Origin of the sequence: Lentzea indica, from assembly GCF_012184385.1 — a bacterium.
GTDB classification, from domain to species: Bacteria; Actinomycetota; Actinomycetes; order Mycobacteriales; family Pseudonocardiaceae; genus Lentzea; species Lentzea indica.
In genome coordinates this window covers 31,986-43,164 of the sequence record NZ_VSRL01000054.1, presented here as the reverse complement: position 1 = coordinate 43,164, position 11,179 = coordinate 31,986, and the positions used below count along the sequence as shown (strand labels likewise).

Sequence of the window (11,179 nt, the reverse complement as noted above, 5' to 3'; positions counted from 1 at the left end):
GCACGACAGCGACGGCCGGCCCGACGACGGCAAGCCGCATGACACTGACGGCAAGCCGCACGACAGCGAAGACGGCAAGCCCCACGACACCCAGCCCGGCCACGACAGCACCCCGGCCGACAACGCCGACCCGAAAACGCACGGCGACGACGCGGCCACCGGCAACGACGGCCAGGCCGAGAACGCCGGCGGCGGCCAGACGAGCAGTGGCCCGGACCTCAAGGGGCACTTCGACGCGGCCGCGATGGCGGCGCAGGGGCAGGGGTACCAGCACCAGCTCGAGCAGATTCTGCCCAACCAGGCTGAGCGGGACCGGTACGTCGAGCTGAGCCAGAAGCTGTCCACCGAGCTCTCGCCCTCCGAGGCGAAGGACGTGGCCGACGTCCGCAACCAGATCAAGGTCGGCACTGGCGACATCGTCACCAAGGCGCTGAACCAGGGCGCGCTCAGCACCTATCTACCGGACCAGCCTCACGCGCCGGGCACCAAGCAGGCGGACTGGCAGAACCAGATGGGCGGTTCGATCGCCAGGGGCCAGGACGTCGCCCCCATCAACACCCCGGCGGGCCTCAGGGACGGCCTCGCGCTGGACGACAAGGGCAAGGGCTGGACCCCCATCCCCGAGAACGCGCCGTCCGCGATGCAGTTGCGGTACGAGATCACCGATCAGAACGCCGGTGCGCACAACGTGCCGTTCGGCGGGCCGAAGAAGGACACGCCGGACTTCAACACGTTCGGTCCGCGCCAGGAGAGCGAGTACCAGTCGCCGCAGGAGCAGGCGCACTACGAGTCGTCGCAGAAGCAGATGGCCGCGGCGGGAGGGTCAGCCAAGGTCTACGACGGGTACGACCCGTTCACCGGCACCGGCTCCACGATGGGCGGTGTGCCGGAGTGGCGCGTCGACGGCGGCACGCCGTTGCCTGATCGTGCGGAGATCTGGCAGGTGAACGAGGACGGCAGTGAGAAACTGCATGCCGTGTACGACCGCAAGTTCGGCTGGACGAAGCTCTGATGACCAAGTACTCGCAGGAGATGGCCGAGTACCGCGGCGAGGTCTACTACGCGGGCAGCGAAGGCGAGAAGGACGTCTGGATCCGCAAGGTTCCCGGGGTGTCCTACGTCAACGCCGAGGGCTTCGAAAAGTACGGTGACCGGGAGTTCAAGACGGTGCCCGTCATGGAGCTCGACGCCTGGTACGTCGAGAAGATGACGGCCCTCTGGCGCGGGCAGCCGTTCAACGTCATCTCGGTGGAGAACGGCAAGGCCCAGGCGGGATACGCCGGCGGCGAGTACGTCTGGGCGGCGCAGAACGGCCTCGACGGCGACCAGTACAACGGCTACACGGCCACACTCGACGTCGGGGAGCTGGCGGACGTGCGGGTCGACCGCACCGACTACCTGGCGCGGTGGAAGGAGAGGAACCCGGGATGAGCACCCCACAGGCCGTCCGCAAGGCGGCCGGCATCGGGCCGGAGACCATCCTGCAGAAGATCGTGCATCCCGCGATCGCGCAGCTCTACCTGGGCAACGTCGTCGTGCCCGGCAAGTTCGAGCCGCACCGCACCGCCGGGTTCGTGACGCGCGGCCAGGACTTCCCGCAGGGCACCGCCGACCAGTTCGCCGAGGTGTTCGGCGTCGACAAGGTCGCGGACTGGCCGAGGGGAACGCAGTACCTGCTGCGGTTCCTCGCGCACAACACGGAGATCTTCGACACCAGCTTCGGTGGCCCGACGATCGAGGGCGCGCAGAAGATGGGCACGACCCGCGTCTACCCGGTGCCCTTCACCGGCACGGGGTACACGCCGAGTGCGCAGCCGATCCCCGAGTACGTCATGGAACTCTGCGAACTGCCTGCCGGCACTGAACTGTGGCGGTTCGAGCCGAACGGCGACGGGCGCAGCGTCGGCAAGTACCTCAACCGCCAGACCGGCTGGATCCCGACGGGTGACGTCGGCTTCGGGCCCGGAAGGTTTTGGCAGGCACCGGTTCCGCTGCGTCCGACCGTCCGGCGTGGACTGATCGGCCGGTACCGCGGTCAGGAGTTCGACATCGACTTCGGCCCGGCCCCTGGAAGCGTCCTGCTGCACCCGCTGGCCGGTCAGCCCGCGCCGCCGGACTTCACCGAGGAGAACGGGGCCAAGTTCCTCGAGGTGCCGGACGCGGTCGTCGAAGACCTCCAGCTGGTCCGCACGCTCTGCACCTACCGTGGCGCGGAGTTCGAGATCATCGGCGTCCTCGGCGAGCAGGCCGTGCTGCACTTCCTCGGCGAGAACTACGAAACGGCCCAACAGCTCGGTCTGTCCGAAGTAGACTTGCGGCAGTGGCGAACCCTCGCACAGCGCGCCGAGGTGAGCGACATCCGCGGTGACGCCAGGCCGATCCAGCGCGGACTCTTCGCGAGGGAGAACTGATGACCACCCCCAACGACAGCTGGAAGTCGCCGGAGCTGCGTGCGGCAGAGGCGCAGGTCGACGCTCGCTTCAAGGAGGCGCAGGACCTCGCGAACCGGCTGAAGGACACGCCGCTGCCGCCGATCCCGCCCGTCGACTTCAAGGCGATCGCCCAGCAGGTCGAGCGGGCCGCGCAGGAGAAGGACGCGCCGGAACAGCTGAAAGCTTTGAAGCGCAAGGTGGACGCGGGCGAGTTCTCCTGGGAGGACGTCGTCTCCGGCAAGGCCGCCCAGGATCCTGACGTGCAGGCCATGCAGCAGGAGAACGTAAAGAAGATGAAGCAGGCGTTCCAGATGCTGCAGGAGGGCATGACCGCCGACGAGATCATGAACGCGCAGGGCCCGCGCAGAGGCCGGGGTGACGACGGCGACGAGAACGACCCCGACATCTTCGCGGAGGACAAGTGGTGATGACGGCCTGGCGGACACCGGACATCCTCGCGGCCGAGGACTTCCTGACGAACGCCGTCGCTGAGACGGATCGCGCGATGCGGTCCGCCCAGCAGGCACTCAAGGGCAAGGAACCGTCCACTGAGGACGTTCGCAGGGTGATGCAGTTCGCCAAGTCCAGCGAGGCCTCACCGGCGATGCGCCAGCTGGCCGACCGCATCGCCCGTGGCGCCGGCCTGAGCTGGCGTCAGGTCCTCACCGGCGAGGCCGGCCACGATCCGCTGGTGCGCCAGGCACTCGATGCCGACCGCGCGAGCTCGACGAGCTGATCAAGGGCGAGACGGCACCGCCACCGGCCCCGCGCAGGCCGGCCAGGCAGGACGACGACGAGCCGACCCAGTTCACAGAAGACGCGTGGTGAGAAGCGTCAGTCCAGGAACAGCCCGGCGCTGACCAGGATCGCCCAGGCGAGCATGGCGAACCCGGTGAACTGCAGCACCGGGATCAGGTCACGGCCGCCACGCCCGGCGGCCACCCTGCGCACGGCGGGCAGCAACACCGGCGCCGCAAGGAATCCCAGCAACGCGAAAGGCACCCGCACGGTCATCCCCAGCGCGATCAGGAACGGCACCGCCACCAGCGCCAGGTACAGCCTGCGGGTGTCCTTGTCGCCCAGCACCACGGCCAGGGTTCGCTTGCCTGACACGGCATCCGTCGGGATGTCGCGCAGGTTGTTCGCCACCAGAACGGCAGCCGAGATGGATCCCATCGCGATGGCGCCGCCGATGCCGATACCGGTGATCTCACCGGACTGCACGTACAGCGTGCCCAGCACCGCGCCGGGCCGAAGAAGAGGAACACCGCGATCTCGCCGAGGCCCGCGTAGCCGTACGGACGCTTGCCACCCGTGTAGAACCACGCTCCGGCAAGGCACACGGCGCCGAACGCGATCATCCACCAGTACCCGGACAGCGCCACCAGCACGATCCCGGCCAGCGCACCCACGCCGAGCGAGATGAACGCGGCCAGCCGGACCGAAGAAGGCTCCGCGGCACCGGAACCGGTCAGGCGGAACGGCCCCACCCGGTTGTCGTCGGTGCCGCGGATGCCGTCGGAGTAGTCGTTGGCGTAGTTCACGCCGATCTGCAGCGCCACCGACACGACCAGAGCGAGCACCGTGTAGAGCACGTTGAACTCGTCGATGTGGTGTGCCGCCGCCGCGCCCACGATCACCGGAGCGATCGAGTTGGGCAGAGTGCGCGGGCGGGTCCCCTGGATCCACTGGACGACTGAGGCCATGCCTCCATCCTCCGCTATGGCTACTGAGGACCCGCCAACGGGTGTATCAGCAGCTAGTCGCTCCAGAGACACCTGCCACGTACGCCTTGGCGATGTGCTTGCCGGACGCGATGCGGTACCAGATGTTCGAGGTGCCCTGCGTGCCCGACACCGACTCGCCCGTCAGCTGGCACGTCACCCTGACCTTGGCGTAGTTCGCGGCCAGACCCACCTGCGACGTCGAGGAGTTCGCGCCGCTGCGGACGTTCACGGTGCCGTTGGCCGCGGAGGTGCGCACCGTCCCGACAGGACCGGAGCCGGTCCACAGGTACGTCACGGTCACCCAGGAGTTCGTGGTCAGCTTGAGGCCGTCCCAGAACGTGCCGTCAGCGAGGTCGATGCCCGCCGGGTTCGCCACCTCGCGGCCGAACTGGTCCTTGCCGCCGTTGTAATTGTCCTGGTAGGCGGCCTGCGCCTCCGGCTTGCCCTGCGGCAGGTTCTTCCACATCTCACGGGTCGCGGACGGGTTCCAGTAGTCGTCCTTGGTGTTCCACGGACCGACGTCCCACACGGGCGCCCACTCGCAACGGCCGTTCGACGCGCACACCTGCACGCTGTAGCTGCCACTGTTGTTGGGCGCCAAGCCACGCCGCGACGGCAGCGCGACGAAGTGGTCGCGCGAACGGATCGTGTGGCCGTTCGCGGTCGTGCCGCCGACGAGGCCCTCACGCGTCGCGTACACCCGGTACGAACGTCCAGCAGCAGCGACGGAAACATCCGAAGCGGCGGCAGGCGCCTGAGAAGCGGTCAGCTTCACGCGCGATGCCTTGCCACCGTTGAGAACCACGCGCGTCTGGACGGTCGAGGTGGTCACCGGCAACGTGGCCGGCGCCTCCAGCCACTCGGTCCACTGCCCGTCAGGACGCAGACCTCGCACGTCGACGACACCATCGCCGGTCACCGCCGCCGTGACCGCGTTGGCGGGCTGAGCGAGTCTGTGCGACCCGAGCTCGATCAGGCCCGTGCGAGGGGAACCGCCCCACGTGACGGCGTGGCCGCTGACATCGGCGGTCCACTCGTTCGACGGCGTTGGCTCATTTTGGGCCAGGGCAGGGGATGCCAGTCCGACCACCAACGTGGCACCGACGGCCAGAGGTAACAGGTAGCGCATGAGAAAACCCCCATCGCTAACGCGCGCGGCTGGGTTCCGCGTGCTTCGCGGGGAGAGTTGTCCTCAGCGGTAAAGGTTCACCTAAAGAGGTTGGCCACGGCCGTTCTGTCGACTTTGCCCGGTCCGCGCAACGGCAGCTCGGACACGAACCGCACGAGCTTCGGCGTCGCCGCCCTGCCCACGGCCTGCGCGACAGCGGCCTTCAGATCGTCGACCGAAGGCTCCGCACCACGGGCGACGACAGCCGCAGCGACGACCTGGCCCCACTCGTCGTCCAGCACGCCGACGACACACGCCTCCAGCACGCCCTCAACGGTCGCCAGGGCCCGTTCCACCAGCACCGGAGGCACCTTCTCGCCGCCCGTGACGATCACGTCGTCAGCGCGGCCCAGCACCTCCAGCCGCCCGTCGCGCAGCCGCCCGAGATCACCCGTGCGGAACCACTCGCCGAACGGTTCCGTGCTGCCGCGATAACCCAGCGCCAGCACGGGTCCGCTGATCTCGATCACGTCGTCGGTGCGCAGCCGGACGTCCCGCAGCGGCTCACCGTCGTACACACACCCTCCGGCCGTCTCGCTCATGCCGTACGTGGTGACGACCTGCACGCCGAGAGCGCACGCCTGCTGGAGGAGCTTCGACGGGGTGGCGGCTCCGCCGATCAGCACGCCGTCGAACTGCCGCAGCGCCTCGAGCCCCGGACCTTCGCCCACGACGAGCCGGGACAGCTGCGTCGGCACCAGTGCGGTGTAGTGGCGTCCCGGCTGGATCAGCACCGGCCGGGCGGCCTGCGCGAAGCCCATCGCCCGGAAGCCCTTCGACATGTCGAGCGCACCGGGCGTGGTGCCCGCGACGATCGACCGCACCAGCACCTGGATCCCGGCGATGTGGTTCGTGGGCAACGCCAGCAGCCACGTGCCGGGTCCGCCGAGCCGCTCGTGGGTGGCCTGCGCCGACGTGGTCAGCGCGTCGGCGTCGAGCAGCACGGTCTTCGGCTCGCCCGTCGACCCGGAGGTGGGCACGCCGAGCACGGCCCGCTTCTCCCAGCCGTCGAGCGGGCCGTCGACCAGCGGTTCTCCGCCGTTGAGCGCTGCGCGCAGGTCGTCCAGCATCAGAAGTAGTAAGGGTAGTTCGACCAGTCGGGGGCGCGCTTCTCCAGGAAGGCGTCACGGCCCTCGACGGCCTCGTCGGTCATGTACGCGAGCCGGGTCGTCTCACCGGCGAACAGCTGCTGTCCCACCAAACCGTCATCGATCAGGTTGAACGCGTACTTGAGCATCCGCTGGGCGGTCGGCGACTTCCCGTTGATCTCGCGGGCCCAGTCCAGCGCCGTGTTCTCCAGCTCGGCGTGCGGCACGACGGCGTTGACCGCGCCCATCTTGTGCATGTCCTCGGCCGAGTACGTGCGGCCGAGGAAGAAGATCTCGCGCGCGAACTTCTGCCCGACCTGCCGTGCGAGGTAGGCCGACCCGTAGCCGCCGTCGAACGAGCCGACGTCCGCGTCGGTCTGCTTGAACTTCGCGTGCTCCTCGCTCGCGATGGTGAGATCGCACACGACGTGCAGGCTGTGCCCGCCACCCGCTGCCCAGCCGGGAACGACCGCGATGACGACCTTCGGCATGAACCTGATCAAGCGCTGGCACTCGAGGATGTGCAGCCGGCCCGCCCGCGCCGGATCCACCGTGTCCGCGGTCTCACCGGAGGCGTACTGGTAGCCGCTGCGCCCGCGAATCCGCTGGTCACCACCACTGCAGAAGGCCCAGCCGCCGTCACGCGGCGACGGTCCGTTGCCGGTCAGCAGGACGCACCCGACGTCGGACGACATCCGCGCGTGGTCGAGCGCCTGGTACAGCTCGTCCACGGTGTGCGGCCGGAACGCGTTGCGCACCTCCGGCCGGTTGAACGCGATGCGGACCGTGCCCTGGTCGAGCGCCCGGTGATAGGTGATGTCGGTGAAGTCGAAGCCCTCGACGGACTTCCACAGCGACGGGTCGAAGAGCTCCTGATCTGCCACGGACGAGAGCCTAGGCGGCCCGTGCTGAGACCAGCGGGCGACCTCTCAGCCCAGCCGGTGACAATTGGGGGATGAACCCGTCCACGACGCAGGCGAGGCTGATCGTCGACGAACTGGTGCGCAACGGCGTCCGCCACGTCGTGCTGTGCCCCGGTTCGCGCAACGCCCCGCTGTCGTTCGCGCTGCACCAGGCCGAGCACAAAGGCCTGCTCACGGTGCACGTGCGCATCGACGAGCGCAGCGGCGGATTCCTCGCGCTGGGCCTCGCGAAAACGGGCGAACCGGCCGTGGTGACGTGCACCAGCGGCACCGCTGTCGCGAACCTGCACCCGGCTGTCATCGAGGCGCAGCTGACGAACGTGCCGTTGATCGCGCTGACCGCCGACCGCCCGGTCGACCTCTACCGCACCGGCTCCAGCCAGACGATCAACCAGCACGACGTCCTGGGCATCCCGACGCTGCACATGCCGGAGGGCGCCGACGAGCCCACCACGCGCTCGCTGGTCTGCCGTGCCATCGCCACGGACGGGCCGTCGCACGTCAACGTGCCGTTCCGGCCGCCGCTCACGCCGGACGACGACGCGTGGCCGTCCTCGGACCGCGGCCCGTGGACGGTGACGGACCGCACGACCGGCGTCGAGACCCGGCCGTCTGACCTGCCCGCCCGTACGCTGGTGCTGCTCGGCGACGACCGCCCCGAGCGGCTGCGCAGGGCCGCGGGCCTCGGCTGGCCGGTGATCGCCGAGCCGACCGCGCCGAACGGCCTGCGGCACGGCTCGTTGCTGCTCAACGCAGGCCTGCCGGAACACCTGATGCCGGACGCGGTGCTCGTCGTGGGGCGCGTGACCCTCTCCAGGGGCCAGCAGGCCCTGTTGAAGAACGTCAAGATCGTGCACGCCGTCGGTGACCAGGCGCAGTGGCCGGACGTGCAGTTCACCGCCACGCGCGCGTCGACGTGGCTGCCGGAACCCGCGGAGCTCGACGGCGAGTGGCTGCAGGCGTGGCAGAGCGCGGTCAAGAACGTCAGCGTCGCCGTCGACGACCTGCTGGACGCCGAGCCATGGCCGACGGGCCTGCACATCGCCCGCGACCTCACGCAGGCGATGCCCTCGGGCTCGCTGCTGTTCGTGGGCTCGTCCAACCCGATCCGCGACGTCGACTTCGCGGGCGAACGGCGCTCGGACGTCACCGTGCACGCCAACAGGGGTGCCGCGGGCATCGATGGCAGCGTGTCCACGGCCATCGGGCTCGCCCTGAACCATCAGGGTCCGGCATACGCGCTGATGGGAGACCTGACGTTCCTGCACGACAGCAACGGGCTGCTGGCCGACTGCAAGCCGGACCTGACGATCGTCGTGCTCAACGACGACGGCGGCGGGATCTTTTCATTGCTGGAACAAGGTGCGCCGGAGTACGGCCGAAGTTTTGAAAGGATTTTCGGCACGCCCCACGGGACGGATCTGGCCGCTTTGTGCGCGGGCTACCGAATTCCTCACTCCAAAGTGGACGACAAGGATGAGTTCCGTAGCGCACTTGCGTCGCCGGAGGGCCTCCGAGTGGTCGAAGTGCAGGCAAAACGCGACGAGCTGCGCAGGCTGCACCAAAGTCTCAAGTCGACTGTGTCAACCGTTTTCGGCATGTAGGAAACATACGTAAGTCGGTGGTTCACACCTCAACGTGTGGATAGCGTCCCGCGCATGTCGATCAGATCCAAGGCGACGGCCGCGGTCGCTTCCGCGGCCGCGATGACGCTCTTCGCGGGGACGGCGCTGGCGGCGTCTCCCGGCGCACCCGGCGCCGGTGATCCGTACTTCCCGAAGTACGGCAACGGCGGGTACGACGTCTCCCACTACGACATCAGGCTCAACTACAACCCGAACGGCGACCAGCTGTCGGGCACGACGACGATCCTGGCGAAGGCCACCGAGGACCTCACGCAGTTCAACCTGGACTTCCTGCTCAAGGTGAAGTCGGTCCGGGTCAACAACGCGCCGGCCTCGTTCGTCTCCGACGACGGCGAGCTCACTCTCACTCCGCGCGGTGGGGTGCGCAAGGGCCAGGATCTGACGATCGTCGTCACCTACGCCGACACACCGTCTGCCGTGAAGGACCGCAACGGCTTCACGGCGTGGACGAAGACCTCCGACGGCGCCCTGGCCATCGGTGAGCCGGAGATCGCCTCCTGGTGGTACCCGTCCAACGACCACCCGACCGACAAGGCCACCTTCGACGTCAACGTCGCCGTCCCGAACGGCGTCGAGGCGATCTCGAACGGCACCTTCGTGGGTCAGACCCGCCAGATCAACGGCTGGACCCGCTGGAACTGGCGCAGTACCAAGCCGCAGGCGACGTACCTGACGTTCCTCTCCATCGGCCAGTTCGAGGTCCGCCAGTCCACGGCCCCCAACGGCCAGCCCGTCGTGAACGCGTACTCCGAGCGCCTCGGCGAGCACGCCGACGCCGCCAAGTCCAGCGTCGAGCGCACACCAGAGATCACCGAGTTCCTGACCGGCAACTTCGGCCCGTACCCGTTCGAAGCGCAGGGCGGCGTCGTCACGCCAGACCTCGGCTACGCGCTGGAGAACCAGACGCGCTCGAACTACGACGACGCGTTCTTCCGCCGAGGCGCCAACACTTACGTCGTGGCACACGAGATCGCCCACCAGTGGTTCGGCGACTCGGTCTCGGTGCACCACTGGCGGGACATCTGGCTGAACGAGGGCTTCGCCACGTACGCCGAGTTCCTGTGGTCCGAGCACATCGGCGAGGGCACGGCCCAGGAGAACGCCGACTTCACCTACGACCTCTACCCGGCCGACGACCCGTTCTGGCAGGTCCTGCCCGGTGACCCGGGTTCCTCGAACGTGTTCCACGGCGCCGTCTACGACCGCGGTGCGCTCGCCGTGCACGCCCTGCGCGTGGCCGTTGGTGACGAGAAGTTCTTCGAGATCCTCAAGACGTGGCAGCAGGAGAAGAAGTACTCCGACGCCACCATCGAGGAGTTCCTCGCGCTGGCGGAGCGGATTTCCGGTCAGCAGCTCGACCAGCTGTTCCAGACGTGGCTCTTCACCAAGGGCAAGCCGGCTGAGGCTCCTGGGCGTTCTGCCGACGTCGCGGCCAAGTCCCTTTCGGTGAAGGCCGAGCCGAAGTCGCGCGCCAAGATCCAGCTGACGCACGAGCTGCTGGACGCGCACAAGCACTGACTGTCAGACCTGCTGAGTACGTTGTGACGCAGGGGTTCCCAGCTCGGGGGTACCCCTGCGTCAGCGTTTCTTCAGGCCGATGACGGGCGGAATTGATGAGCGAGGGTGCCCCTGCGTGGGCGTATGAACGCGCAGAGATTCGTTCCCACGACCCTCGATGGGCCGTCCGGGCAGAGGCGGAACGCACACGCCTGACCGACCTGCTCGCACCCTGGCTCGTCGACGGAATCGAGCACATCGGATCGACAGCCGTCCCCGGCCTCGCCGCCAAACCGATCGTCGACCTGGCCGCCTCGGTGACCGACCTCGACACCGCAGCCGCAGGGGCCGCCGAACGCCTGGCCGCAGACGGATGGTCCTACGTACCCCCAACGCTCGACGGCCGGCCATGGCGGCGCTTCTACGTCAAACCAGACGCCACCGGACAGCGCCGCGAAGCGCACCTCCACCTGATCCAGGCCGGCCACGAGAGGTGGACCGACCAGATCAGGTTCCGCGACGCCCTCCGCAGCGACTCCAACCGGGCGCAGCAATACGAGGACCTGAAACGCCAGCTGTCTCAGGACAGCGGACACGACCGTGAGGCGTACACGGAAGGCAAGGCGGTGTTCGTGGCGAGCGTCCTGGCCGAACGTTCTTGAGGCAGAAATGGAGTGGCGGCCGCCGACCCGCGAACA

General features: G+C 68.4%; 11 protein-coding genes and 1 pseudogene. 8 read left to right on the top strand and 4 right to left on the bottom strand.

Going from position 1 to position 11,179, the window contains the following annotated elements:
- The 5 genes from FXN61_RS17345 to FXN61_RS17325 form a co-directional block, all read left to right on the top strand.
- On the top strand, positions 1-1,012 hold a 1,012-nt coding region (locus FXN61_RS17345), incomplete at its 5' end, for a hypothetical protein (protein ID WP_223165490.1).
- Positions 1,012-1,431, top strand: coding sequence for a hypothetical protein (locus FXN61_RS17340; protein ID WP_167975108.1), 420 nt, complete (start codon positions 1,012-1,014; stop codon positions 1,429-1,431). The genes FXN61_RS17345 and FXN61_RS17340, both read left to right, overlap by 1 nt.
- The gene (locus FXN61_RS17335) at positions 1,428-2,411 is read left to right on the top strand and encodes a hypothetical protein (RefSeq protein ID WP_167975107.1); all 984 of its coding nucleotides are present in this window, start codon (positions 1,428-1,430) and stop codon (positions 2,409-2,411) included. Before FXN61_RS17340 ends, FXN61_RS17335 begins: the two co-directional genes overlap by 4 nt.
- A complete protein-coding gene (locus FXN61_RS17330; protein WP_167975106.1) occupies positions 2,411-2,860 on the top strand; it encodes a hypothetical protein in 450 nt (149 codons plus the stop codon). The genes FXN61_RS17335 and FXN61_RS17330 overlap by 1 nt, the downstream gene beginning before the upstream one ends.
- The gene (locus FXN61_RS17325) at positions 2,860-3,168 is read left to right on the top strand and encodes a hypothetical protein (RefSeq protein WP_246291673.1); all 309 of its coding nucleotides are present in this window, start codon (positions 2,860-2,862) and stop codon (positions 3,166-3,168) included. The genes FXN61_RS17330 and FXN61_RS17325 overlap by 1 nt, the downstream gene beginning before the upstream one ends.
- A 98-nt stretch (positions 3,169-3,266) precedes the next feature.
- Here FXN61_RS17325 and FXN61_RS17320 read toward each other — a convergent pair.
- From FXN61_RS17320 to FXN61_RS17305, 4 genes and pseudogenes are all read right to left on the bottom strand, one after another.
- Positions 3,267-4,138 (bottom strand): annotated as a pseudogene (locus FXN61_RS17320) (1,4-dihydroxy-2-naphthoate polyprenyltransferase).
- Positions 4,139-4,184: 46 nt separating this feature from the next.
- A complete protein-coding gene (locus FXN61_RS17315; RefSeq protein ID WP_167975105.1) occupies positions 4,185-5,288 on the bottom strand; it encodes a DUF8814 domain-containing protein in 1,104 nt (367 codons plus the stop codon).
- Positions 5,289-5,365: 77 nt separating this feature from the next.
- Positions 5,366-6,397 (bottom strand): o-succinylbenzoate--CoA ligase, encoded by a 1,032-nt coding sequence (gene menE, locus FXN61_RS17310; RefSeq protein ID WP_167975104.1) that lies wholly within the window; start codon positions 6,395-6,397, stop codon positions 5,366-5,368.
- Positions 6,397-7,299: a 1,4-dihydroxy-2-naphthoyl-CoA synthase gene (locus FXN61_RS17305; protein WP_167975103.1), complete on the bottom strand. Its 903-nt coding sequence runs from the start codon at positions 7,297-7,299 to the stop codon at positions 6,397-6,399. The genes menE and FXN61_RS17305 overlap by 1 nt, the downstream gene beginning before the upstream one ends.
- 71 nt (positions 7,300-7,370) lie before the next feature.
- Between FXN61_RS17305 and menD the strand changes: the two genes are divergently transcribed.
- The 3 genes from menD to FXN61_RS17290 all read left to right on the top strand — a co-directional run bounded on the left by menD (position 7,371) and on the right by FXN61_RS17290 (position 11,143).
- Positions 7,371-8,942 (top strand): 2-succinyl-5-enolpyruvyl-6-hydroxy-3-cyclohexene-1-carboxylic-acid synthase, encoded by a 1,572-nt coding sequence (gene menD, locus FXN61_RS17300; protein WP_167975102.1) that lies wholly within the window; start codon positions 7,371-7,373, stop codon positions 8,940-8,942.
- Between the two features lie 54 nt (positions 8,943-8,996).
- A complete protein-coding gene (locus FXN61_RS17295; RefSeq protein ID WP_167975101.1) occupies positions 8,997-10,502 on the top strand; it encodes a M1 family metallopeptidase in 1,506 nt (501 codons plus the stop codon).
- A gap of 95 nt (positions 10,503-10,597) precedes the next feature.
- Positions 10,598-11,143 carry a GrpB family protein gene (locus FXN61_RS17290; protein WP_167975100.1) on the top strand — a complete coding sequence of 182 codons (546 nt, stop codon included), beginning with the start codon at positions 10,598-10,600 and terminating at the stop codon, positions 11,141-11,143.
- Positions 11,144-11,179 lie beyond the last annotated feature (36 nt).

Excerpts from the sequence above, each read along its gene's own strand:
- FXN61_RS17340 (WP_167975108.1), top strand. The coding sequence starts at position 1,012 with ATGACCAAGTACTCGCAGGAGATGGCCGAGTACCGCGGCGAGGTCTAC.
- FXN61_RS17335 (WP_167975107.1), top strand. The coding sequence starts at position 1,428 with ATGAGCACCCCACAGGCCGTCCGCAAGGCGGCCGGCATCGGGCCGGAG.
- FXN61_RS17330 (WP_167975106.1), top strand. The coding sequence starts at position 2,411 with ATGACCACCCCCAACGACAGCTGGAAGTCGCCGGAGCTGCGTGCGGCA.
- FXN61_RS17325 (WP_246291673.1), top strand. The coding sequence starts at position 2,860 with ATGACGGCCTGGCGGACACCGGACATCCTCGCGGCCGAGGACTTCCTG.
- FXN61_RS17315 (WP_167975105.1), bottom strand. The coding sequence starts at position 5,288 with ATGCGCTACCTGTTACCTCTGGCCGTCGGTGCCACGTTGGTGGTCGGA.
- menE (WP_167975104.1), bottom strand. The coding sequence starts at position 6,397 with ATGCTGGACGACCTGCGCGCAGCGCTCAACGGCGGAGAACCGCTGGTC.
- menD (WP_167975102.1), top strand. The coding sequence starts at position 7,371 with ATGAACCCGTCCACGACGCAGGCGAGGCTGATCGTCGACGAACTGGTG.
- FXN61_RS17295 (WP_167975101.1), top strand. The coding sequence starts at position 8,997 with ATGTCGATCAGATCCAAGGCGACGGCCGCGGTCGCTTCCGCGGCCGCG.
- FXN61_RS17290 (WP_167975100.1), top strand. The coding sequence starts at position 10,598 with ATGAGCGAGGGTGCCCCTGCGTGGGCGTATGAACGCGCAGAGATTCGT.